The organism is Thermosynechococcus sp. B3, from assembly GCF_030323045.1.
GTDB lineage: Bacteria > Cyanobacteriota > Cyanobacteriia > Thermosynechococcales > Thermosynechococcaceae > Thermosynechococcus.
On the sequence record NZ_CP097584.1, the window covers coordinates 772,912 to 795,815 of the forward strand.

General features: G+C 54.9%; 29 protein-coding genes and 1 other RNA gene. 13 read left to right on the forward strand and 17 right to left on the reverse strand.

Features of this window, described 5'->3' with window-relative positions; all coding sequences use genetic code 11:
- Nucleotides 1-6 precede the first annotated feature (6 nt).
- The 5 genes from M0646_RS03945 to rimI form a co-directional block, all read right to left on the reverse strand.
- Nucleotides 7-345, reverse strand: coding sequence for an iron-sulfur cluster assembly accessory protein (locus M0646_RS03945; protein WP_286626684.1), 339 nt, complete (start codon nucleotides 343-345; stop codon nucleotides 7-9).
- Between the two features lie 11 nt (nucleotides 346-356).
- On the reverse strand, nucleotides 357-1,295 hold the full coding sequence (locus tag M0646_RS03950) for a TIGR01777 family oxidoreductase (RefSeq protein WP_286649896.1): 939 nt from the start codon (nucleotides 1,293-1,295) through the stop codon (nucleotides 357-359).
- A gap of 6 nt (nucleotides 1,296-1,301) precedes the next feature.
- On the reverse strand, nucleotides 1,302-1,763 hold the full coding sequence (locus M0646_RS03955; RefSeq protein WP_286649897.1) for a ChuX/HutX family heme-like substrate-binding protein: 462 nt from the start codon (nucleotides 1,761-1,763) through the stop codon (nucleotides 1,302-1,304).
- A gap of 60 nt (nucleotides 1,764-1,823) precedes the next feature.
- A complete protein-coding gene (locus M0646_RS03960) occupies nucleotides 1,824-2,999 on the reverse strand; it encodes a transaldolase (protein ID WP_149818361.1) in 1,176 nt (391 codons plus the stop codon).
- 90 nt (nucleotides 3,000-3,089) lie between these two features.
- A complete protein-coding gene (gene rimI, locus M0646_RS03965) occupies nucleotides 3,090-3,641 on the reverse strand; it encodes a ribosomal protein S18-alanine N-acetyltransferase (RefSeq protein ID WP_286626690.1) in 552 nt (183 codons plus the stop codon).
- A gap of 61 nt (nucleotides 3,642-3,702) precedes the next feature.
- Here rimI and M0646_RS03970 point away from each other — a divergent pair, with 61 nt between their 5' ends.
- The 6 genes from M0646_RS03970 to ald all read left to right on the forward strand — a co-directional run bounded on the left by M0646_RS03970 (nucleotide 3,703) and on the right by ald (nucleotide 7,787).
- Nucleotides 3,703-4,080 carry a DUF2996 domain-containing protein gene (locus tag M0646_RS03970; RefSeq protein ID WP_226972003.1) on the forward strand — a complete coding sequence of 126 codons (378 nt, stop codon included), beginning with the start codon at nucleotides 3,703-3,705 and terminating at the stop codon, nucleotides 4,078-4,080.
- The gene (locus M0646_RS03975) at nucleotides 4,052-4,561 is read left to right on the forward strand and encodes a peroxiredoxin (RefSeq protein WP_225901532.1); all 510 of its coding nucleotides are present in this window, start codon (nucleotides 4,052-4,054) and stop codon (nucleotides 4,559-4,561) included. The genes M0646_RS03970 and M0646_RS03975 overlap by 29 nt, the downstream gene beginning before the upstream one ends.
- A gap of 98 nt (nucleotides 4,562-4,659) precedes the next feature.
- Nucleotides 4,660-5,382: a DUF928 domain-containing protein gene (locus M0646_RS03980; RefSeq protein ID WP_149818368.1), complete on the forward strand. Its 723-nt coding sequence runs from the start codon at nucleotides 4,660-4,662 to the stop codon at nucleotides 5,380-5,382.
- A gap of 7 nt (nucleotides 5,383-5,389) precedes the next feature.
- Nucleotides 5,390-5,754: RNase P RNA component class A (rnpB, locus tag M0646_RS03985), an RNA gene on the forward strand.
- Nucleotides 5,755-5,836: 82 nt separating this feature from the next.
- Entirely contained in the window at nucleotides 5,837-6,691 is an 855-nt protein-coding gene (pheA, locus tag M0646_RS03990; protein WP_149818371.1) for a prephenate dehydratase, read from the forward strand.
- A gap of 7 nt (nucleotides 6,692-6,698) precedes the next feature.
- Nucleotides 6,699-7,787, forward strand: a complete 1,089-nt coding sequence (ald, locus tag M0646_RS03995) for an alanine dehydrogenase (protein WP_149818373.1) — start codon at nucleotides 6,699-6,701, stop codon at nucleotides 7,785-7,787.
- Between the two features lie 91 nt (nucleotides 7,788-7,878).
- On the opposite strand, the gene M0646_RS04000 is transcribed toward ald, so the two are convergent.
- Both M0646_RS04000 and M0646_RS04005 read right to left on the reverse strand, forming a co-directional pair.
- Nucleotides 7,879-8,271 carry a helix-turn-helix domain-containing protein gene (locus M0646_RS04000; RefSeq protein ID WP_286626691.1) on the reverse strand — a complete coding sequence of 131 codons (393 nt, stop codon included), beginning with the start codon at nucleotides 8,269-8,271 and terminating at the stop codon, nucleotides 7,879-7,881.
- A gap of 177 nt (nucleotides 8,272-8,448) precedes the next feature.
- A complete protein-coding gene (locus M0646_RS04005) occupies nucleotides 8,449-9,306 on the reverse strand; it encodes a phosphatidate cytidylyltransferase (protein WP_149821646.1) in 858 nt (285 codons plus the stop codon).
- Nucleotides 9,307-9,553: 247 nt separating this feature from the next.
- Here M0646_RS04005 and M0646_RS04010 point away from each other — a divergent pair, with 247 nt between their 5' ends.
- Both M0646_RS04010 and M0646_RS04015 read left to right on the forward strand, forming a co-directional pair.
- Nucleotides 9,554-10,219 carry a sigma-70 family RNA polymerase sigma factor gene (locus tag M0646_RS04010; protein ID WP_149818375.1) on the forward strand — a complete coding sequence of 222 codons (666 nt, stop codon included), beginning with the start codon at nucleotides 9,554-9,556 and terminating at the stop codon, nucleotides 10,217-10,219.
- 41 nt (nucleotides 10,220-10,260) lie between these two features.
- Complete coding sequence (locus tag M0646_RS04015; RefSeq protein ID WP_286626692.1) at nucleotides 10,261-10,791, forward strand: anti-sigma factor; 531 nt, start codon at nucleotides 10,261-10,263, stop codon at nucleotides 10,789-10,791.
- Here the strand turns inward: M0646_RS04015 and M0646_RS04020 are convergent.
- From M0646_RS04020 to M0646_RS04045, 6 genes are all read right to left on the reverse strand, one after another.
- Entirely contained in the window at nucleotides 10,781-11,707 is a 927-nt protein-coding gene (locus M0646_RS04020) for an NAD(P)H-dependent glycerol-3-phosphate dehydrogenase (RefSeq protein WP_286626693.1), read from the reverse strand. The two genes, M0646_RS04015 and M0646_RS04020, sit on opposite strands and share 11 nt — an antisense overlap.
- A gap of 12 nt (nucleotides 11,708-11,719) precedes the next feature.
- Nucleotides 11,720-12,040: a hypothetical protein gene (locus M0646_RS04025; RefSeq protein WP_149818381.1), complete on the reverse strand. Its 321-nt coding sequence runs from the start codon at nucleotides 12,038-12,040 to the stop codon at nucleotides 11,720-11,722.
- A 99-nt stretch (nucleotides 12,041-12,139) separates the two neighbouring features.
- Entirely contained in the window at nucleotides 12,140-12,994 is an 855-nt protein-coding gene (locus M0646_RS04030; protein ID WP_286626695.1) for a DUF6671 family protein, read from the reverse strand.
- Nucleotides 12,987-13,757 carry an ABC transporter ATP-binding protein gene (locus M0646_RS04035; RefSeq protein WP_286626696.1) on the reverse strand — a complete coding sequence of 257 codons (771 nt, stop codon included), beginning with the start codon at nucleotides 13,755-13,757 and terminating at the stop codon, nucleotides 12,987-12,989. The genes M0646_RS04030 and M0646_RS04035 overlap by 8 nt, the downstream gene beginning before the upstream one ends.
- Nucleotides 13,758-14,789, reverse strand: a complete 1,032-nt coding sequence (locus M0646_RS04040) for a serine hydrolase (protein ID WP_286649898.1) — start codon at nucleotides 14,787-14,789, stop codon at nucleotides 13,758-13,760.
- Nucleotides 14,790-14,815: 26 nt separating this feature from the next.
- On the reverse strand, nucleotides 14,816-15,586 hold the full coding sequence (locus tag M0646_RS04045) for an RNA methyltransferase (RefSeq protein WP_286626698.1): 771 nt from the start codon (nucleotides 15,584-15,586) through the stop codon (nucleotides 14,816-14,818).
- 392 nt (nucleotides 15,587-15,978) lie between these two features.
- Between M0646_RS04045 and M0646_RS04050 the strand changes: the two genes are divergently transcribed.
- Nucleotides 15,979-16,158, forward strand: a complete 180-nt coding sequence (locus M0646_RS04050; protein WP_149818392.1) for a hypothetical protein — start codon at nucleotides 15,979-15,981, stop codon at nucleotides 16,156-16,158.
- Nucleotide 16,159: 1 nt separating this feature from the next.
- Here M0646_RS04050 and M0646_RS04055 read toward each other — a convergent pair whose 3' ends face one another.
- Together M0646_RS04055 and proB are read right to left on the reverse strand one after the other, a co-directional pair.
- On the reverse strand, nucleotides 16,160-17,167 hold the full coding sequence (locus M0646_RS04055) for a GntR family transcriptional regulator (RefSeq protein ID WP_190278210.1): 1,008 nt from the start codon (nucleotides 17,165-17,167) through the stop codon (nucleotides 16,160-16,162).
- A 166-nt stretch (nucleotides 17,168-17,333) separates the two neighbouring features.
- Entirely contained in the window at nucleotides 17,334-18,443 is a 1,110-nt protein-coding gene (proB, locus tag M0646_RS04060; protein WP_149818394.1) for a glutamate 5-kinase, read from the reverse strand.
- Between the two features lie 74 nt (nucleotides 18,444-18,517).
- Between proB and M0646_RS04065 the strand changes: the two genes are divergently transcribed.
- The 4 genes from M0646_RS04065 (at nucleotide 18,518) to M0646_RS04080 (ending at nucleotide 20,516) form a co-directional block, all read left to right on the forward strand.
- On the forward strand, nucleotides 18,518-19,321 hold the full coding sequence (locus tag M0646_RS04065; RefSeq protein ID WP_286649899.1) for an inositol monophosphatase family protein: 804 nt from the start codon (nucleotides 18,518-18,520) through the stop codon (nucleotides 19,319-19,321).
- A gap of 34 nt (nucleotides 19,322-19,355) precedes the next feature.
- Nucleotides 19,356-19,805 (forward strand): DUF29 domain-containing protein, encoded by a 450-nt coding sequence (locus M0646_RS04070; RefSeq protein WP_190278211.1) that lies wholly within the window; start codon nucleotides 19,356-19,358, stop codon nucleotides 19,803-19,805.
- Nucleotides 19,806-19,821: 16 nt separating this feature from the next.
- Nucleotides 19,822-20,259, forward strand: coding sequence for a DUF29 domain-containing protein (locus M0646_RS04075; RefSeq protein WP_149818398.1), 438 nt, complete (start codon nucleotides 19,822-19,824; stop codon nucleotides 20,257-20,259).
- A gap of 71 nt (nucleotides 20,260-20,330) precedes the next feature.
- Nucleotides 20,331-20,516: a hypothetical protein gene (locus M0646_RS04080; protein WP_011057956.1), complete on the forward strand. Its 186-nt coding sequence runs from the start codon at nucleotides 20,331-20,333 to the stop codon at nucleotides 20,514-20,516.
- Here M0646_RS04080 and M0646_RS04085 read toward each other — a convergent pair.
- Entirely contained in the window at nucleotides 20,513-21,097 is a 585-nt protein-coding gene (locus tag M0646_RS04085; protein ID WP_286649900.1) for an L-threonylcarbamoyladenylate synthase, read from the reverse strand. The two genes, M0646_RS04080 and M0646_RS04085, sit on opposite strands and share 4 nt — an antisense overlap.
- Before the next feature lie 9 nt (nucleotides 21,098-21,106).
- Nucleotides 21,107-22,834 carry a gamma-glutamyltransferase gene (ggt, locus tag M0646_RS04090; protein WP_286626704.1) on the reverse strand — a complete coding sequence of 576 codons (1,728 nt, stop codon included), beginning with the start codon at nucleotides 22,832-22,834 and terminating at the stop codon, nucleotides 21,107-21,109.
- Nucleotides 22,835-22,904: the final 70 nt, after the last annotated feature.

Below are 22,904 nucleotides of genomic sequence, written 5' to 3' on the forward strand. Positions count from 1 at the left end.
TGAAACCTACGATCCGCTCACCCGAAAGGCCATGCCACAGCCACAGGTTTGACTGGCATTGGGATTGTGGAAGCGAAAAGCGCCCCCCATTAAGTCTTCGATGTAATCCACCCGCAAGCCCCGCAACATCTCAGCCGCTTCCGCCGCGATCGCGATCGTCCAGCCTTGGGACTGGGTGAGCACATCCGTCGGCTCGGGTTCGGCCACAAGGGCAAGATCGTAGCGCCAGTCACTGCACTCACTGGGTTGCACCTGAATCCGCAGAATGGCTGCTTGGCCTCGACTGACGCCATGGGCTTGGAGACGTTCCAACTCTTGAATGGCTGCGGGGGTCAATTCCACCATCTTGCACCAAACTAGCGGGAACCATCAGTATATCGTGGTTTTAGGAGGTTGGTGAGAGCTGCCTTGGCGTTGGGGTAGTCAAATTGAAATCCCGTAGCCAGCGTTCGCTCCGGCAAGACCCGCTGCCCCTTGAGCACCACATCAGCTCCTTCCCCAAGCAGCAATTGGAGAACTGGGGCAGGCACAGGCAACCAAGAGGGGCGCTGCATCACCTCTCCTAATACCCGGCAAAAGTCCGCCATCGTCAGTGGCTCTGGGGCGGTGGCATTGTAAACCCCCTGCATTCCCGCTTGATCCACTGCGGCTAGAATCAGGCGCACTAAGTCCTGCTGATGGATCCACGAAAACCACTGCTGACCCGAGCCAAGGGGCCCCCCTAGATATAACTGAAAGGGCAATAGGAGCTTGGCCAGTGCCCCCTGCTCGCCGAGGACAATGCCAAAACGCAGAATTACGAACCGCACCCCTAAATCCGTTACCCCTTGGGCAGCCGCTTCCCAGTCCACACAGACCTTGGCCAGAAAATCATTTCCCGCTGCATGGGTTTCGACAAACATTTCTGTATCGCTAGTGCCGTAGTAGCCAATGGCAGAGGTGGAGACCAATACCTGCGGGCGCTGTTGACATTGGGCGATCGCCTGCACCAACTGCTGTGTGCCGACAACCCGGCTATCGTAGATCTCCTGTTTGCGCTGCGCTGTCCAGCGACCATTGGCAAGGGGTTCTCCTGCCAAGTTAATTACTGCATCCGCCCCCTCAAGGGCAGCAAACCAGTCCCCGGCGGCTTTGGGGGTATAGCCCACCCATTCAACATGGGTCATGCCAGCGAATTGTTTGGCGGCTTTCGCCGAGGAGCGTACTAAGGCAACCACGTGATCGCCGCGATCGCTCAGGGCGCTGACGACCTGCTGCCCGACAAATCCAGTAGCACCGGTTACAACGACTCTCATAGATGCCTATCCATGGGTTGCGCTGGACGCTTTTGCCTCAAGGGCTGCCACCATGGGTTGCCACTCTGTACCGTAGCGTTCCCGCAGGGCGTGCCAAGCTGCTACTTGACCTGCGGCGTATTCACCGGGTTTGCCCCATTGCAAAAAGGCGCTGAGGACGGATTTCTCATTGGCATCGAGAAAGCGAATGGCGTAGGTGGGAAAGTTGCCCCGCTTGGCTTGCCCCTCCTCGAAGCGAACTTTGGCCACCTGATCCATATTCAGGTGAAACTCAAAGTCCTCCGTGTGCATATTGGCATAGCGCCCCTTGGGCAGTTCGGCATAGAAGACCTTGGTGAGGGGCGATCGCACCTCCAGAACGGCAGTTTCGTTTGTAACCACAAGGCGCAGTAGCCCCAATTGCTCACAATCCCTGAGGAATTGCTGAAAGGAGGGAGAAGTATCAGACATCGTTGGTGCATCAGCCATGAACACTTCTTCCACTGTGACGCACAGGGGATGCCGATGCAAGCCTGCCGAGTTAGCTCTCTATTTCGCCTTAGCCAAATGCAGCACAACGCCCAGACCCGCGCCCATATCCTCTGGCGTGACCTTACCATCGTGGTTGGCATCGAGGGCATCAAACACTGCATCCGTTCCCAGCCACTCTTCGCGGGTAATAATGCCATCGCCATCGAGGTCATAGACATGGAAGAGTTCTTCTGCTGCATGGGTGAGGGTTTCCGCCCCTTCAAGGCGGGCCAGTCGCTGCGTCAAGAGATCCTCAAGGGTCTCCAGTGCCTTGGTGAAGCCCTTAATGCCCTCATCCAGTTTTTCACTGGCCATCTCATCAGCCGCGTGCATCCTGCGGAAGGTGGCTTCATCCATAGCGACTTTTTCAATGTCAAGGGTGGCAGCGATCGCCGGATCCAACTTGCGTTTTAGCTCGCCACTGGTATTTTGTAGCTCTTGGAGCAAGGCCGGGGAAATGGTGAGCAAATCGCAGCCGGCCAGTTCAATGATTTCGCCAATGTTGCGGAAGCTAGCGCCCATCACTTCGGTAGGATAGCCGAATTTCTTGTAGTAGTTGTAGATTTTGGTGACGGAAATCACCCCTGGATCCTCAGGCCCCGGATACTCGGCACGACCTGTTTTTTTCTTGTACCAGTCGAGAATGCGCCCAACAAAGGGGGAAATCAATGTCACACCCGCCTCAGCGCAGGCGATCGCCTGATGGAAGCCAAACAGCAGGGTTAAATTGCAGTGAATGCCCTCTTTTTCGAGAATTTCGGCTGCACGAATGCCTTCCCAAGTCGAGGCAATTTTAATCAGCACGCGATCGCGCCCCACACCTGCGGCTTCGTATTGGCCAATCAACTCCCGCGCCTTTTGCACTGTAGCTTCTGTATCGTAGGAGAGCCGCGCATCTACTTCCGTTGAGACCCGACCGGGGATAATTTGCAAAATTTTCAAGCCAAAGGCCACCGCCAAGCGATCCACAGCAAGGGAGACAATCTCACGGGGAGTAGCACCAGACCCCAAATCAGCTTTGGCTTTGCGCAGGGTTTCATCGACAATGGGCTGGTACTCCTTCATTTGGGCAGCAGCCGTAATCAACGAGGGATTCGTGGTGGCATCGCGGGGGGTGAATTTTTCAATGGCGAGGATGTCTCCCGTATCAGCGACCACAACTGTCATTTGTCGCAACTGTTCCAGCAAGTTCATGAGACAGGTCTCCCAAAGGTGTCCCTTTCATTATCGTTCGCCAGCCCAAGGGTCGGGGAAAGCACCGTAACAAAGCGCAATATGTCACCCCTAGGTTCTCTCAGTGCGATCGCTGAGCAACCAACCTTGCGCCTCAACCCGCGATCGCCAGTGCTGCCAGTGCTGCTCAAGTTCCTGCCCCATTTCGGGAGTATTGAGGTGATTGCGCCAAAGAATCAGGGCATCCTCTGGGGGGTTCTCGTAGTAGTGGGGACGCCGTCCGACCAGTTCAAAGCCAAAGTGCTGATAGAGTCGTTGGGCGGCTGCATTGCTGGCGCGTACTTCCAAAGTTGCCCACTGGCGATCGCCCCCTTGATGCCCCAGTTGCAAGAGCCGACACAGCAGTAACCCCGCTAACCCCTGCCGCCGGTACTGCGGATGCACCATCAGCAACACAAGGTGCAATTCATCGGCAATCCCCCAGCTCACGCCACAGCCCCACACTTGATCAAGGGTGGCCACCACCAGCAGCGTATGTTGCGGATTCTCCAACTCACGGGCATAGCCCTGGTGCGACCAAAAGCCCCCCAGACACACCTGATCCAGTTGAACGATGCTATCTAAATCCTTGATCGTTGGGCGTCGTAATTCTAATTGCCCCATGGCCGTTGCCTGCAAGGGAGAGTGCTATCATGCAGAGGAAATGGTACCGTGTAGCAGCGCTATGGCAGAAGAGACGCCCACCCAAGCCCCCAAAAAAGAAAAGCCCCCCGCCATTGAGGATAAACCCTTTGCTGAGTTTATTAATGAGGCTTTTTTGCCTGCTCTCCAGAACGCCCTCAGCGCCAAAGTGGGGGATGTGAGTCTGCGCCTAGAGGAGAATACCGTGATGGGTGAGTGGGGCAAGGGAATGTATCAGTTTCGCCTCTACTTCCTAGAGGGGGATATCCAAGGGCCGAAGGCTTTTGTCTGTAGCAGCGGTGGCATTACCCCCAGCACCATTGAGCCATTTTTGGGGGATGAGCGTAAAGTAACGCTTGATCTCCTAGTCTTTGGGGTGATGCAGCGCCTGAATGGCCAAAAGTGGTTGGGAGGCAATTAGCGAGAGTATGGCCACAGCAATTCAAGTGGGCGATCGCGCCCCTGACTTTGAACTCACGGCTGCCGATGGCCGCAAGGTGAAGCTCTCCGACTTTCGTGGCAAAAAGAACGTTGTCCTCTACTTTTACCCCGCCTCAGAAACCCCCGGCTGCACGATTCAAGCCTGTGCCTTTCGCGATGCCTACAGTGTTTTCCAAGAACTGGGTGCTGAAGTGATTGGCATTAGTGGCGACCCCGTGGAGCGGCAGCAGGGCTTCCAGAAAAATCACCAACTCCCCTTTCTCGTCCTCAGTGATCCCGGCAACAAGGTTCGCCAGCAGTATGGTGCCTCTTCGCTCTTTGGTCTCTTTCCGGGGCGGGTCACCTATGTCATTGATCAAGAGGGTGTGGTGCGCTACGTTTTTGACTCTATGCTCAACTTCAAAGCCCACGTAGATGAGGCGCTCAAGATTTTGCGTCAGTTGGCCAGTGCCACTGCCTAAAACAAGCGATCGCAATCACACCCCAACGGTAAGCGAGTTCACTGCCAAGGCCGACTCCTTAGGGCTAGGGTAGAGCCATTCTTCTTAGGAGTTTGGCCATGCGTTCCTACCTTGCCCTTGTACCTGCGGTGACCCTCTTTCTGTTGCCCCTTGGTTCTCTCAGCCTTGCGCAGGGAACGACCCCTGTGGTGAGTCAGCCTTCCAGTCTTGTGGCGCGGCTGCGGGCGAATCTGCCGAACCGTGGTGTTCCCGGTAGTCGCTTTGGGGGGGCAACCCGTGGAGCCTGTGTTAGCGGCAGTGAACGTTTAACCGCCTTACTCCCTGATACCCACCTTGGCCAAACGGCTGTGGCGACACCAACCCTCTTTGTTTTTGTGCCCAAGAGCAAAGCCACGCAGGGGGAAGTGGTGATTGCTGATGCTGAGCATCGTCCCCTAGCAACAATGGTGGTGGATCTACCCGCTGAACCGGGGATTCTGGCACTGAAGCCCAATGTGCAACTCCAACCCGGCCAAGACTACCGCTGGACCTTTACCCTACTGTGTGGTGCTGATGCCGATGATCCCTCCGCCTTTATCTCTGTCAGTGGCGTGATTTCGCGGGTGCAGCCGGCAACGGATTTGGCAAAGCAACTTCAGGGCAAGAGTGGGGGCGATCGCCTTGGGGCAGCAGTTGATGCGGGTCTTTGGTACGAAACCTTGGCGATTTTGGCCGAGCTGCAAGGGAATGAAGCCACACGGAACCTAGCCCGCAGTGAATGGGTCGCCGTATTATCTGCCGTTGGTCTAGGGAGTATTGCCCAAGCACCCCTAGTACAATAAAACTGAATGAGTTAGCGCGGTGGTTGCGGGAGTCTCTCACTCCTGAGGAAAGTCCGGGCTTCCAAAAGACCAAGCTTGCTGGGTAACGCCCAGTGCGGGTGACCGCGAGGATAGTGCCACAGAAATATACCGCCGATGGAGGGAAACCTCACAGGCAAGGGTGCAACGGTGCGGTAAGAGCGCACCAGCAACATCGAGAGGTGTTGGCTCGGTAAACCCCGGCTGGAAGCAAGGTGTGCTAGCGCTAAGGAACCAGGGTTGGTCTTTTCCCCAGTTCTTTGCTAGCCAGAGCCGCTAGAGGCACTTGGTAACAAGTGTCCCAGATAGATAACCACCCTTTGAACAGAACCCGGCTTACGTCTAACTCATTCATTAATCATTTTTTATGATCTTGAGAAATGCCCCCTGGGGACGTGCCCTTGACTCTTTTCTGCCTCTGTATTGAAGTCCATCTATGGTGAAGCTGGGTTACCTTGGCCCAGTGGGCACCTACAGCGAAGAAGCTGCCCAAAGCTATGCCCAATGGCAGCAACAACAGGGAGTATGCCTTTGCCTTGTGCCGATGATCACGATCGCCGGCTGTCTGGAGGCATTGGCGGTAGGAGAATTAGATTTAGCGCTGGTGCCCAGTGAAAACTCGGTTGAGGGCAGTGTCAACATTACCCTTGATTCGCTGTGGCGACTGGATACGCTGCACATTCAGTACGCCTTTATCCGCCCCATTGTCCATGCCTTCATTGCCCAAACCACAGATTTCGCCCAAATTCAAGCGGTCTATTCCCATCCCCAAGCTCTCGGGCAGTGCCAGCGCTGGTTACAAGCCCATCTTCCCCATGCGCGCCAATGTCCGGTGACCTCCACCGCCGAAGGGCTGCAATACGTGGCTCAATCCGATCGGGTGGGGGCGATCGCCTCCGTACGAGCCGCCCAACTCCATCAACTACCCATTGTCGCCACCGAAATTCAGGATATTCCCGACAATTGCACGCGGTTTTGGGTGGTGAGTCGCCAACAGGGGGATGGCTGGCCCCAGCCGGGGGATACCCACACTTCCATTGCCTTTAGCCTGAAGGCCAATGCCCCCGGTGCCCTGCTCAAGGTGCTGCAACTCTTTAGCGATCGCCAGATTAACCTCAGCCGCATTGAATCGCGCCCCAGCAAACGTGCTTTGGGGGATTATCTCTTCTTTGTTGACCTAGAGGTGAATGGTCGCCCTGATGTGGTGGCTGATTGTCTGCTGGCGCTTAAGGACGCTACAGATGTGTTGAAAGTCTTTGGTAGTTATCAATTTCTAGACCTCGGAGAATAGATTGGCCATGCGTATCGGTGTCCCCAAAGAAATGAAGGATCAAGAATTCCGCGTCGGTCTGACGCCAGCGGGGGTACAAAGTCTGCGGGAGCGCGGCCATGAGGTTCTCATTGAAAGTGGCGCGGGGGTGGGTTCAGGCTTTCTCGATGAGGCCTATGTTGCCGCAGGTGCCCAAATTGTGTCCACGGCTCAAGCCGCGTGGGATGCCCAACTGGTGGTCAAAGTCAAGGAACCCTTGCCCTCGGAGTATCGCTATTTGCGTTCTGGCCAACTGCTCTTTACCTACTTGCACCTTGCCGCTAGTCGGGAGCTGACGGTGGCTCTGTTGGAATCGGGGATTACCGCGATCGCCTACGAAAGTGTTGAAGAAACGCATCACCAACGCAGCTTCCCGCTGCTAACCCCCATGAGCATGATTGCCGGTCGCTTGGCAGTGCAGTTTGGTGCCCGCTTCCTAGAGCGTACCCAAGGGGGGCGGGGAGTGCTCCTCAGTGGCATTCCGGGGGTGCGGCCGGGGCGGGTTGTCATTTTAGGGGGCGGTGTCGTCGGCACAGAAGCGGCGCGGATGGCTGTGGGTTTGGGGGCACAGGTGAGCATTCTCGATATTAATGTCGAGCGTCTCAAGTACCTAGAAACCCTCTTTGGCGCCCGGGTGGAGTACCTCTACAGCAGTTCTCACCTCATTGCTGAGCTATTGCCCCAAGCGGACTTAGTGATTGGTGCTGTCCTTGTGCCGGGTCAGCGTCCTCCCTGTTTGGTGCCCAAGTCCCTTGTGCAAACGATGCGCCCCGGAGCAGTGATCATTGATGTGGCCGTGGATCAAGGGGGCTGTGTGGAAACGCTGCGACCCACTACCCATTCCAACCCCACCTATACCGCCTTTGGTGTGGTTCACTATGGCGTGCCGAATATGCCGGGAGCCGTGCCTTGGACAGCCACCCAAGCCCTGACGAATAGCACCTTGCCCTATATTCTTTGCCTCGCCGATCATGGCGATCGCGCCCTCGAACTCTCCCCTGCCCTTGCCAAGGGTCTAGTGGTCAAGCAGCACCATTTAGTCCATCCCGATGTGCGGGTTGTCTTTCCTGATCTTTAGGCGGACGATCAAGTACCTCTGGACAGGCTGAGCCCCGTTCTCATTGACGCTCATCCCGCTAACGCTAGGCGTATAGCAGGAGATTCCCCGTTCACAGCATCTCTACGAAAAACCTAGGCCGTGCTAGTTGAAGTCCGTCCGAGGTGGAGAGAAAGTATTCCAGACCAACATCGAGGCCAACCACCCGCTTCAAGACTTGCTGCAATGCTTGGGTGTTAACCGACGCTAAATCAGGGTTGGTCTGCTTTGCTTGGGTTAATCGTTGGCACTGCACGTTGAAGCTGGGGTAAGGGGCATCCGCTGAGATGATGTACTCGCTATGCACAGAGCAGGCATTGACTGGACATTTGCGCGAAGCAATCCAGTCTTTGCGTTCCCTCAGCGCATCATTCCAAACTTGGCGACACACCTCTAGATCGTAGTCGATCTGCTTGGCCTGCTGCTGGGTTAGTTTTAGCCTGTACTCGTACGTCAGGGTGATCATGAGTGGACTATAGCTATCAGTCGCACCCGATGTTCGGTGCTAGCTCAATATATCCAGCAACAAGCTGAGATTGAGTGACTGCTCCCTATGGTCGCCCGCCGCCTCACCACTACCTAACCGCTTTGCGGTATAGACGGAGCACTGCGGCGAATTTTGGTAGATTGAATGGCAAGAAACTCATTGACACAGGGGCAATAGTAACGTCACAAAGTAAAACACAAGGGGTGCCGTAAAAACATAGCTATCGGCGCGATCCAAAATGCCGCCATGCCCGGGAATCAACTGGCCAGAATCTTTGACGCCGGCATCCCGTTTCATCATTGACTCCGTTAAGTCCCCCAATAGACTGGCAATGCCAATCATGAGGCCAAACATTGCACCCAAAAGCCAAGGGAGTGGCCAGCCGAGGGAATGTGCTCCCCAAAGGGCGACGCCTAAACTCCCTAAAACGCCAAACACTGCCCCTTCTACGGTTTTCTTGGGACTGATGTGGGAAAGCCGTGTCCGGCCAAAGAGCTTACCAACAGCATAGGCACCAATATCTGCCGCCCAAATACAGACAAAGGCCAAGAGGGTTACCTGCAACCCCAAGGGCAAAGCGGTGAGTTGAAACTGCTCTGGCCAAAATCCTCCCAAAGGTAATGTTGCCTGTTGCTCCAATCCCCGCAAGCGCACCCAATAGCTTGGCAAATAGCCGCCGTAAAACAGCCCCATGATTGAGGTGGAAATGTCGGCGATCGAGGCCAGCTTGGGTTGAAATAGCAAGTAGAAGCAAATGAAGGTACCTGCGACGGGAAAGACAGCATCCGCAAGGTCTGGACGCAGCAGTGAGGTGATGAGGAGCACTTGACTCACCACGAGGGTGGTTTTAGCCGCCGGCGCACTCCCTTTGGCACGGGCTAATTCAAAGTATTCCAGTTGACCCAGATAAATCAGTGCCCCAATGCCCAGACAAAAATACCAACCGCCTAGAAAGGTCATTAGCAGCGCGAGAGCGATCGCGACAAGTCCACTGGCAATGCGGATCCAGAGCATGGTGGTGAGGGGCGGTGATAAGGGGTTACATTGAGCCGCGCGTTGAGTGTTTGCGTAGCGCGTCCAAAGAACGATCGCCGCTACAATAAAAAGTTTAATCTAAATTCACCAACGTTAAGGGAACATTAACAGACTCGCAGCCAAGACAGGATGCATGGCAGTGTCCTTGCCAAGCTATAACGGATTATGGAACATCATGGGGGCAAGGGCGTCATGAAAAGCGATTGGTCTGAGGTCGATTGTATCCATGACATCCAGTCTTCCCCTTGCTTGGACGCGTGTTGAGGAGACCAGTGCTCGGGTGACGCTGCCGCTGACAAAACTTACACCCCAAGAGTTGGTTGTCCGCTGTCAAGCCGGCAGAACCCCAGATCGCGCTGCCTTTACTGAATTGTTGCGGCGATACCAATCCCATGTGGAGCGAATTATCTATCACCTCGCGCCCGACTGGGACGATCGCGCCGACCTTGTGCAAGAAGTCTGGATTCGGGTCTATCGCAACATTCACAAACTGCAAGACGCCAGCAAATTTCGGGGTTGGCTCAGCCGCATTGCCACCAACTTGTTTTACGATGAGTTGCGCAAACGCAAACGCCATCAACCGCCCCTGTCGCTGGATGCACCCCTGAAAACCCAAGAGGGTGAAATGAGCTGGGAACTTGCCGCCAGTGATGCCAGTCCCGATGACCGGTTGCGTACGGATGAATTCTATGATCAATTACGGCGGGCGATCGCCAACCTACCGGAAACCTTTCGGACAACGATTGTTCTGCGGGAAATTGAAGGCCTCTCCTACGAAGAAATTGCCCAAATCACTGGGGTTTCCCTCGGAACCGTGAAATCGCGAATCGCCCGTGCCCGACAGCGACTCCAACTAGAACTCCAACCCCACCTCGATCTCCCTTCAACCTGATGCGAATCACCCCTACCCTTTTCCTGCAAGGACAGACCCCTATGATGGACGAACTTGATCACTGCAAACGCGATACCTTTGAACTCCTGAGCGCCTACCTCGATGGTGAAGTGACGGCTGCAGAACGGCAACAGGTGGAAGCATGGCTGGCCACTGACCCCGAAGGCCAACGCCTCTATCAGCGACTCCTGACCCTCAAGCAGCAGATGCAAGAACTGCCCGTACCCTTGACCCCCTGTCCAGCGGATCGTTTGGCCGCTCAAGTGATTGCTAAGGCCCATCGCCCCCGTCGTATTTGGGTCTTAGGGAGTGCGGGAGCAACCCTAGCGGCATCCTTCGTGGCAATCCTGACGGGTCTAATTCCCAATCCCTTCCCCAGTCTGCCTGTAGCTATCACCAGTCCTGCTGGCATTGAGCCAGAGGTATCTCCCCTACCGATTGAGCCAACGGCAGTCGGCTTGATGCTCAGTCTTGACCGTCCCCCTGTGGCCATTCCCGTCAGTGAAACGGCTCCTGCGGCGCTGCCGGCACCCCAGGCAAGTTCACAGCCAAGGACTGAAGCTACTGACTAGGAATAATCTCCGGCTTGAAGGGACGCTCCAAAAGACAGTTGAGGGCAGCTTGGGGAGTGAGATGGCCACTAAGAACGGCATTCACCATCGCCGTAATCGGGATATCTAACTGGTGCTGCTGGGCATAGGTGCAGAGCACGCGAGCAGTGTTCACCCCTTCAGCCGTCCCCTTGGTCAGCGCTAGGGCTTGGGAGAGGGACTTACCGTGGGCAAGATGCCACCCCACTTGATAGTTGCGACTCAGGGCGCTGGTACAGGTGGCGAGGAGATCTCCTAACCCTGAAAGGCCGTAGAAGGTTTCCACTTGTCCGCCCCAGTGGGTACCCACCCGCACCATTTCCACCAGTCCTCGGGTAATCAGGGCAGAGCGGGCATTGACGCCCAGACCCAGACCATCATTGACGCCACAGGCGATCGCAATCACATTTTTGAAGATGCCCCCCATTTCCACACCCCGCCGATCCTCATTGCTATAGAGGCGAAAGGTGGTACTGCCCAAACAGTCCTGCACTTGCTTGGTTGCTGCTAGGTTGCCCCCCACCACTGCCGCTGCCGGTAATCCCTGCTGAATTTCACTGGCTAGGTTGGGTCCTGAAAGCACCACAAGATCGTGATGCGGGCAGTAGGTTTGCCAAATATCCGCCGCTGTGGCAAAGGTTTCTGCTTCTAAACCCTTGGTAGCACTGACAAGGATCATTTCTAAGGGGGGTTGAAGGGCGGCGACTTGGGCAGCCACTTCCCGTACGGCTTTGATGGGGAGAGCCGAAACCAGTAAATGAATGTCTTGAAAAAGAACAGCCGAGAGTGCCCCCTGCGATCGCCCCCAGCAGGAGACCGTGCAGCCCTGTTGCTCAAATAGGTATGCCAGTGTTTGTCCCCAATGACCTAAGCCCAAAATCAATACCCTTGGGGACATACCATCCCCGTCCTAGGGGGTAACCGTTAGATTTTGAAATTGTTGCTGCTGTCGTTTGCGAAAGGCCTCTGCTTCAGCATTAAGATTTTCCATTTGATCCGCCACTACTTCGTTGGGATCGCGACCATCCATCAAACGCAGGCGATTCATCAGTCCGGGCACGGAAAAGTTGCCATTCTGGGGATTAAGAATGCTTCCCAAATCATTGGCATTGCCGTTTTGTTGCCAGCCTTCCATTGGGTTATTCGTGTTTGCAGTCTGGGCAAGCGCCATACTCCCGAGATTGAGAGTAAGTGCAGCAAGGGCAAGACTGGTTAGATAGCGAGGTGTCATGGGTCACTCCTCAAAACATGCGCTAGGAATGCAGACGATAGGATGGCTCAATCGGTGCCGAGGGCTGTACAAGGGATTATACCAAGTCTTTGTCGTTGCCTAGGGGTTGCAGAAGTAGCATTGACTGGGATCGGCAACGGTTTCAGGAACCGGTACTGTGAGTTGGTGCAAACAGCGTTGACAGTGGTAACAGCTGGCTTTGATGGCGCTGGTGGGTGCGCCACACCGTTCACAGGGTAGCCCCGGCAGTTTCTCACGAGCCACAAACCCCGGCCAACCACACTGAGGACAGCCCTGAGCCATTGCTTGAACGAGGTCAGCAGCCGCTTGAGCAATCACCTGCATGCGCGTCGGGTTCATGTGGGCCCGCATATCGGTTTCAAGGTGAATGGTGGGGCGATCGGTTTGCAGGGTGGCGATCGCCCTTTGCAACTGTTCCTCGCTTTGAATTCCTTTGAAAATTGGCGTATTGGGTAGAGGATCCGCCTGCGCCATCGCAATCAAACCATGTTCTGGAAAGCCCACCCGCTCGGCAAAGGCCAAGGCCTCTTCAAGATTGCTCACGGTGGCATGGTTAAAGTTCGTTTCTAGGGAGAGCACTTCCCCCCGCAAGACAAGGTCATGGCGGCGATCCACAAGCAGGATGAGTTCGCGATCGCTCGGAAGCATCGGAAATTGCGGATGGGGGCCAAAGCTCCCCTCACTGGCAACCACTAAGTCTGCGTCCGTTTGTGCCAGCACTGCTTCTGCCTTGGCGAGAGCCGCCTCTTCTTGGGTGCCACAGCGGGGAATTTCACGGCTAAACGTCCCAAAGCGATCGCTATCAAAATCTGAGGCCACAACTACCGTTACCCCTAAGCGAGCCAGCACCGGAGCGATCGCCTGCTCTTTGCCATGCTTGGTGGCAAGAATTGCCGTGCGTCCTTGGAAGTAGCGATCTGTAGCTCTAAACATCACCGCCAAGATAGGCCTCAATCACCTTGGGATCATTTTTAACCGTCAGGGGATCGCCCAGAGCAATGAGTTGACCAAAGTCCAATACTGCCAAGCGATCGCACAAACTCATCACCAAGGGCACATGGTGCTCAATGAGAATCACCGTCAGGTCAAAGGTCTCCTTGAGGCGGCGAATTAACTCACAGAGGTCTTGCTTTTCCTTGGGGTTCATACCCGCAGCGGGTTCATCTAACAAAAGCAGGCGGGGTTGCAGTGCCAAGGCACGCGCCAGTTCAAGGCGGCGTTGTTCACCATAGGGTAAGTTGCCTGCCCGCTCGTGGCGCCGCTCATAGAGATTCACCCAGTAGAGAAGTTCCTTGGCGCGGTTTTCCAAGCGCTCCTGAGCATACCGTACAGGGGCTGCTCCCCAGAGGTTTGCCCAAAAACTGGCAGGGGCATGGAGATGCTGTCCCATGCGCACATTCTCCCAAACACTCATCTCTGGAAAGAGGCGAATATTTTGAAAGGTGCGAGCAATGCCCAACCCAGCAATCTGGTGGGGCTTAAGCAGGTGCAGGGGCTGCTGCTGAAACTGAATTTCTCCTGAGGTGAGAGGAATTAACCCCGTCAGCAGGTTAAAAAGGGTGGTTTTACCAGCGCCATTGGGGCCAATAATGCCAAAAATCTCCCCCGTTGCCACGCTAAAGGACACGCGATCAACCGCCTTGAGGCCGCCAAAGTAGCGGCACACATTCTCTAAGGTCAGGAGTGGCTGCGACATCTAGGGCTGAGGAGGGGGAAGTTTCTCGAAGGCTTGGTAGGCCATGCGCGAGACTTGGCGAATGAGTTCACTACCTCGGGGATCATTGTAGGGGCGTTTCACCATCATTGCTGCCACATAGCGTTGGCCATTGGGCATATCCACCATGCCCGCATCTCCCACCACAATACCAATATCGCCAGTTTTGTGGGCAATGGTGGCCCCTTTGCCAAGACCAGCGGGCAAGAGGGTATTAGTGACCGTGCGCCGCATAATGTCCAGCAGACGATCGCGACTACGGGGGGAGACAATTTCCCCCTGACCAATTTTCAGCATCAGCGTTGCCAAGTCGCGGGGGCTAGTGGTGTTGGTGCCCTTCATATCCGGTAGCAGATTGTTGATCACCGTATTTTCTAAGCCCCATTCCTGAAACTGTTGGTTGAGCACGGCGGCGCCCCCAAGGCGATCAATAATCATATTCGTTGCCGTGTTGTCGCTAATGGTAATCATTAAATCGGCCACCTCAAGGGCGGGGTACTGGGAATTCGGCTTTTGGTATTGCAATGTGCCCGCCTCAGAAGCAATCAGATCGGGGCGCATCGTCAGGCGTTCATGGAGCGTGACTCGTCCCTCATCCACCGCCTTGAAAAAGGCAACAAGGATGGGAAATTTAATCGTAGAGGCCGCTGGAAAGACCGCATCGCCGCCTACATTCAGAGATGCCCCGGAGTCGAGGTTAAAAAAGTACAGCCCCGCGGCCAGATTGGGTTGACGGCTCACTAATTGCTGAATTTGCTGTTGCAGGTTTGTCAGGGGACGTTCTGGGGGCAAGTTGGGGATTGGTGCTTCGGGGGCGATCGCCTGACTGGCCGTGGTCTCTAGGGACAGTTTTTCAGGCTGCAACACCGACAGCAGTGTGCCGACTATGGTGGCAAGGGCAACCACACTGACGCCAAAGCGAAAAGTCATTAAGAACAAATTGGGACGGGGAGGCGTTGGGCTAGGAAGCGGTGCTGGACGAGACAGTGAGGAAAGAGTAGAGGACGGAACCATTGAACGCGACTGAGCAACCATGCCATTTACTGTAGAGGGAAGGTGTCCGAAGCAATCGTGGCTGCGTGCTGAATCGCCCACTCCACCTGACGCAGTATGCCCCGCAACAGCGCTACTTCAGCAGCCGTGGGGTAGGCGCGCCCGAGGAGCGATCGCACCTTGGCCATACGACTAGCAGCGGTATGGGGATACAAAAAACCAATCTGGAGCAGCACCTGCTCTAAATGGTCATAAAACCCCTGCAACTGCTCAAAGGGGACGGCAGACCCTTGGGAAAAAGTTCCCGCGCTGTCGCAGGCCGTCAACCACAACTCATAGCAGCATACGGCAACAGCTTGCGCCAGATTCAAAGATGGATAAGCATTAGCCGTAGGAATCTGCACCAAACCATGGGCACACTCCAATTCTGCATTCGTGAGTCCCCGATCCTCGCGACCAAAGACCAGTGCCGACTGCGGGACAGCCAACAGTTGCGGTGCCGCCTGACGCGGTGTCCACAGAGGTAACGCCAAATCCGCCACATCTCGCCCCACCGTGGCAAAGACCCGCTGACAATCCGCCAGTGCCGTTGCGAGGGAGTCCGTCATTCTGGCTTGCTGGAGCACATCCTCTGCATGAACCGCCCAGCGACGGGCTAGCTCTCCCTTGGGATCACAGCGGGGACTGACAATCCACAACTGCTGTAACCCCATATTTTTCATCACCCGGGCAATGCTGCCGACATTGATCTCCCCTTGGGGTTCAACGAGCACAATGCGTACCAAAGGCAGGGTATCCACGCTTGCTGGCTGAGCCAAAATAAAAAAATAATTAACATTTTCTAGATGATTTTAGAAGACTTCTTTAATCTTTCTCAAGTCCTTACAAATTCAGGACTTTGCTGCATATTTCATAAAATTTAATAACTGTAACACGCTTAGTACGGTTCTTAGCGCAATCAGTAGAATTGGAAATAACTTTTTAGGTGTGACCCCTACTCGCAAACCGCGTTCCCTTGCTTAGGAAGTTCTCCAGAGATTTCCTAGGTACAGTCCTGTTCTAAAACATGGGGGACACAAAGGGGGCTTCTCTCCTATAGAGACTTTCATCGTTTTAACTGTGTTCCATCCCTGTGAAGAGGGCTGGGTTTTGGGCTGGCAGCAGGGGTCTTGATTTATGTGGTGTGGTTCTGTCAACGAGGAGTCAACTCATGTGGCGTTTTATGAGCTTGCATTGGCCAAAACTCAGTGCCGTCGGCCTCCTGTACTGTGGTCTAGCCGCTGGCTTAGGTTATCTTACGAACCTACAACTGGATGCAATGCACAATCAAGCAAAAAACCAGGCAATCACCGTGCAATTGTCCCATAGCCTGAATGATCTCAATCCCTGAGTCAAGAGGCTTTAGCTTCGAGGGGGAGATCTTCCGTCAGACCAATTTCCCGTTTCAGCAGTTCGACCGACTGCGGATCAATGTAGCTTTCGCAGCAAATGAGACGGGGGATGCGAATCAACTCATGGCGGGCCGCCGCAATGGCTGCTTTGACCCGTTCCCCACTGGCGCGATCGCTAATGATCGTATGGGCACGGTGCACCAAGGCATTGAGCTTATAGCTATCGTTGGCTTGAGCCGTCACCAAGAGTAGCTCATCCCCCCGCAAACTGTGGATCATCACCTCTGCGACACCAAGGGTACCGGAACTGAGGCTGACCAACCCCAAGCAGGAGCCTTTCGGCAATTGCCGTACCACTTCCAGTTCCCGCTGGTAGTTGTAGATGTCGATGAAAAATACTCGCACGTCCTTATCGCGGGTGATGGCTTCCGTCATGCTGGCAAAATAGCGCACGGTAACGACAGTTGCAGAGGTATCGCCATCAAGGACGGTTTCTAAGTCTTCAAGAAAAATCAGCTCGACGGGAATCGGCAGCAGTTGTTGCAGTTCCTGAACAATCAGTTCGCCAGCCCCTTGATCGTGGCGGGGCACCGTCACCAAAACCCTCACCCCGGCTTTTTGGCGGGCATCAATCTCCGCAAGGAATAACTCGCGAATTTGACTTAGGGAATAGCCCATTTCGAGGAGGGTATCAACGCTTTCTTGAACAATGCGGTGCACAGGCACAACAGCGGGTCGGCGTTGGCGAGGACGGGTTTCCTCTTGGCCGAGGGCACGCACATAGATGCCCGACCCCACTTGGGGCACGACTAAACCAGCAGCTTCAAGGCGTTCGTAAACTTTGCTGATCGTGTTGCGGTGCAATCCAGTTTGCATGGCCAGCTGCCGCGTACTGGGCAAGCGATACCCCGGCGGAAATTGCCGTGCAGCGATCGCAAAACTAATTTGATTAAAGAGCTGAGTTGAAGCAGGAATTTCGCTATCTGGTTGGATGTGGAATTGAACCATACGTGTCCTTTCGCCCATCAGGTACTGTCCTAGAGGGATACGCCCTCCTTGGTGTGGCTATGCCAGATGCAAAACCTACCCCCAATCGCTGCATAAACCGTCACAGTTAGTGAGTAATTTTACCGCACTTGCTACCGATCGTTCTTTTTGGGGCGATAAAGCACGGTTACAGGGTCACCACCAAGTTGTCGCGGTGGACAATTGTATCGGCAGCGGCATAGCCGAGGATCTTGGCTAGTTCGCTGGACTGTTGCCCCTGCACACGCCGGATTTCTTCACTGTTGTAGTTGACAAGGCCACGGGCAATTTCAGTGCCTGTGGGGTCACAGAGCTTCACGGCATCTTGGGCTTGAAACTCCCCTGCAACACGGGTGATGCCTGCTGCCAAAAGAGACTTGCCACCCACAGTAATGGCCTTAACGGCACCCTCATCGAGCCACAACTCGCCTTTGGGAATGAGGGCACGAGCAATCCAGCGTTTGCGGGCATTGATGGTTTTGGGACGAGGTTCAAAGTGGGTGCCCAAGGGTTCACCCGCAAGGATTTTTAGCAGGTTGGTGGGCGATCGCCCATCGGTAATGACAGTGCGTACGCCAGCTTCGGTGGCAATCTCGGCAGCCCGAATTTTGGTGGCCATGCCCCCGGTACCCCAAGGGGAGCCAGCAGCACCAATTTGAATCGTTTGGGCTAACTCGGCTAAGGAGACCACCCGCTCAATGGGAACGGCTGTTTTATCAATGCGCGGATCTGCTGAGTAGAGGCGATCGACATCCGTGAGCAAAAATAACCAATCGGCTTCTACAAGGCTCGCCACAAGGGCTGAGAGGGTATCATTATCGCCAAACTTGAGTTCATCCACCGCCACCGTATCGTTTTCATTGACAATGGGGATGACGCCCAGTTCAAACAGCGCCTGGAACGTGTTGTAGATATTCAGGTAGCTCTGGCGATCCACAAAATTTTGCCGCGTCACGAGGATTTGGGCAATCGGCTGGCGCAGGACTGAAAAAAGATCATCGTACATGCGCATTAGGTGTCCCTGCCCCACTGCTGCCACCGCCTGTTTTTGGGCTAATTGTTGGGGACGCTCTGTTAAGCCCAAGCGCACAGCACCCACACCCACCGCCCCAGAGGAGACGAGTACCACGCGATCGCCCCGCCGTTGACAGTGACACAGCACCTCCACTAATTGGGCAATGGTGGCCAAGGCCAGATTTCCTTCTTTACCCCCCGTTAAGCTCGATGTGCCAATTTTGACGACCAGTGTTTGTGCCATGGGGAGTCGGGACGGATATTGACCAGTGGGTATAGGATCAGACGTGCTCATTGTATCGCGGTGGGAGACAGCCAATGAACTCAGGGTTTTGGTCTGAGGTGCTGCAAACCTGTCAACAGATTCAACAGGTGGTTGCCCCCCGTTTGCTGGAGTGGACAGGGCAATCCCCCAGCGATCGTAAAGCCGATGGCAGCCTTGTTACCCGCGCCGACCTTTGGGCCGATCAGAAAATCACCGAAATGCTGCAACAACGCTTTCCCCACCACGGCTGTCTGAGTGAAGAGGGCAACCATACCTACGGTGGTGAACAGTGGTGTTGGATCATTGATCCCATTGATGGCACGACTAACTACAGTCATGGTTTGCCCATTTGGTGTATTGCCCTCAGTCTGCTCTACCAAGGCACACCCGTATTTGGCTATGTGCACGTTCCCGGCTTTCAGCAGACGTTTCATGGCTTCTATCAAGCCCCTGACCATGCCAACGGTGCCTATTTGAATGAGAAACCCATTCGCGTTAAGGTCAGTGAGCCAACGTTGCAGACGTTTTTTAGTCTTTGTGCCCGCAGTACCGATGTGCTCAAGCGCTCCTTCCCCTGCAAAATTCGCATGTTAGGAGCCGCCAGTTACAACTTGCTGACCGTTGCTGCGGGTTATACCCTCGGTGCTGTGGAGCGCACACCTCGCATTTGGGATGTTGCCCCCGCTTGGCCGATTGTCCATGCTGCTGGTGCCCACTGGCAATGGTTAGACCCGCCAGAACCTTGGCAAAGAATGTTTCCCATTCAGCCGGGGCAGGAAGCCGGCAGTCGCATCTTCCATACACTGGTGAGTGCTAGTCCTAGCTTGGGGCAATTTTTTGCGGCGTACATTATCTAAAATGCAGCTGGAGGGGATCTGCTCATCAAAAATCATGCAAAGCAATCTTTATGAAAGCGACTTTTATGCTTGGACCCTAGAGCAGGCAAAGTTACTCAAGACAGGCGACTTTGGCCATCTTGATATTGCCCACCTAGTAGAGGAAATCGAAGCCTTGGGACGGCAGGAGCGGCAAGAACTAAAAAACCGCCTCGGTGTTTTGATTGGGCATTTGCTGAAGTGGGAGTATCAGCCAGAAAGACGCAGTAAAAGTTGGCGAGTCACGATTCAGATGCAACGACGCGAGATTAAGGATTTATTGGAGGAAAATCCTAGCCTTCAGTCTTATCTAACGAAGGCGATCGCCAAAGCCTATTTGGCAGGACTCGACTTAGTGTGCTTGGAAACGCCCCTAGACTATCCAGATTTACCCCCAACCTGTCCCTATACCCTAGAACAATTGCTTGACCCAGACTTCCCGCGAGATTTGTATCCCACGGAATAGTTCACCATCAAAGGCCATGACCTCTCCTCTGTATGACACGGACTTTTATGCTTGGACCCTAGAGCAGGCGAAGTTGCTCAAGGCAGGCGACTTTGGCCATCTTGATATTGCCCACCTAGTAGAGGAAATCGAAGCCTTGGGACGGCAGGAGCGTCGGGAGCTAGAAAATCGCCTCGGGATTCTCATTGGACATCTCCTGAAGTGGGACTATCAGCCGCAAAAACGCAGTAAAAGCTGGCGAGCAACCATTCGCGAACAACGGCGAGCTGTGCAGAAACTGATCCATCAAAACCCCAGCCTGCAACCCTACTTACCCCAGGCGATCGCTGAGGCCTATGAATCTGGCAAAGATTTAGTGGTGCGTGAAACCCCCTTGGACTACTCAGATCTCCCTGAAACCTGCCCCTATACACTGGGGCAACTCTTTGATCCCGACTTTCCTGCCACGAAGTAAAAAACTTCAGCGTTCTGAAGCATACTCATGGCATCAAGGCTATACTGGCAGTGACGACGTGGAGTCGCAGTATGGATACAGCCCAAATTAAAGCTCTAGTGGAAAAAGCCCTAGAAGATAAAATTCTTACCCTCGAAGAGCATGGCCAAATTATTGACGCAGTGCTTTCCGATGGCCAAATTTCCGAAGAAGAGGAAAAAATTTTACAGGAACTCCTCGAACGGGTCGCCTCTGGGGAAATTGATTCCCAGTATTAGGGTGTTTTAATCTGCACTCGCCCTTGGCGCAGGACGTACCATTCCCCCGATTGCCATTGCACGACGGTTGAAGGTTCTGGGGGGGTAAGGGGTAACTGCCACGGGTGGAGCGTCAGCACTTGGGGAAACTCACAGGCGATCGCCCCCCATTCAATGAGTGGCGGCTGACCTGAACGGTTAATACTGGTGGTGGCCAATGGTCCTGTTTGCTCGAGGAGGGCTTGGGCAGGCGGCCAATCGGGAACCCGCAAGCCAATCGTGCCTGTACCTAGGGGGTTCAAACCCGCAGGAAGTTCAGCAGCGGGCAACACCAAGGTCACGGCTCCCGGCCAATAACGCGCCGCCATGGCAGACCACTGCTCCCATTCAGCCGCACTACCGCGCACAAAGGGCCAGAGTTGCTCAGGATTGGCACCCATGAGGATCAAGGGTTTAGCCAGTTGGCGCTCCTTGGCAGCATAGATCAATTCCCCGCGATCGCACCGACTGGCCAAGGCGGGCACCGTATCGGTGGGAAAACTAATCAACCAATGGCCCGCTCGCACTGCGGCGACTAAGGCGGCCATACTCACCTGTGCCATATTTCTCCTCTACCAACCCATGGCAGCTCCTTCCCCCCGAGGATCCGCTGCCCCTTCCAATTGTCCCTGATCCAAAACGCGAATTAAGCTGGCATTCCCCCAAGGGCGGCTTTGTTCTACCCGATAGCCCCACTGCTGCCACGTTTGAATCCAAGAACTTGGAATCGTTGGCTCGACAAAGAGGGTATCCGGCGCCCACTGCTGATGAATGCGGGGACGGGCAACGGCGGTGGCGGCATCCTGCCCTAAATCAACGACGTTCAGAAACAGTTGCAGCACAGTTGTAATAATGCGACTGCCGCCGGGGGAGCCTAAAACCATATTGAGGCGATGATCCTTTAGCACAATTGTTGGACTCATGCTCGAAAGGGGACGCTTGCCCGGTTCGATGCCATTGGCTAGGGGGGCGTTTTCTGATTGAATACCAACCACACCAAAGAGGTTGGGTTGATTGGGGGCAATGGCAAAATCATCCATTTCATTGTTGAGGAGAATCCCCGTTTGCGGCACCACCACACCCGCCCCAAAGGGACCATTGATCGTAAAGGTTAGGCTAACGGCATTTCTTTGGGCATCGACAACATTCAGGTGACTGGTGTTGTCTGACTCTGCAAGTTGAATTGGGGTTGCGGCACTCACAGCACGTTGGGGACGGGCACGACGGGGAAGAATTTCGCTAACCCGCTGTTGGGCATAGCGAGGATGGGTGAGGGTCGTGACCGGCACCGGCACAAAGTCACTATCCCCGAGGTAACGGGCGCGATCGGCGTAGGCAATTTGCATGACGCTGGCTAGGTAGTGACCGCGATCGCTGGGGGTAGAAGCAGGGGGCAACAGTTGCCAGAGGTTGAGCATTTGCACAAGGGCAACGCCACCAGCAGAGGGGGGTGGCATCGAACAGACCTGAAACGCACGATAGGTGCCACAAATTGGCTCTCGCCAAACGGGGGTATAGGTTCGTAAATCCTCTAGGGTGATCTTGCCCCCTTGCTGCGCCATAAACTCGGCAATCGCTCTGGCAATCCAACCCTCATAAAAGCTGCGCGGCTCGCGGGCGATCGCCCCCAAGGTTTTTGCTAACTCTAGCTGTTGAATCACCGTGCCCAAGGGGGGAACTTGGCCATCCCTGAGGAAAATGCGCGCGGCGGTAGCATCGTGCTGCAGAACGGCTTGGCGCATCGTTGCCCACTGCTGATAACGTGGGGTAACCGCAAACCCCTGTTGGGCAGCCTGAATGGCGGGTGCCACCACCTGCGACCAAGGCAGTTGACCATAGCGCTGGTGCAAAGCGGCTAAGCCAGCAACGGTGCCGGGGGTGCCTGCGGCCAAGACTCCATCCAAACTGGCGCGGGGAATCACCTCTCCCTTCGCGTTGAGATACATCGTTGGTGTCGCTTGCAGGGAGGCACGCTCCCGAAAATCAAGGGCACGCAGGGTTTGAGATTGGGCGTGATACACAAGGGCAAAGCCACCGCCACCAATCCCAGCGGCATAGGGTTCAACGACGGCGATCATGAATGCGGTTGCCACGGCTGCATCCACGGCATTGCCCCCTGCCTTGAGGATGTCTCTTCCTATTTTTGCTGCTGCGGGTTGAGCTGCTGTCACCATTCCCCGCTGGCTAATCGTTTGAGCTGGGGCGGGTGGGGCGGCAAAAAACGTTACCGCTAGGACAATAGCGAGGAAGGGCGATCGCCCCCATTGCTCAACCTTCCCTAGAGTGAATCCTTGCCCCATGATTGATTTGGCTCAAAACTGCTGCGGAACCCCAGCCTGTAAAATACACGAAGAGAGCAGTATTGCAAAC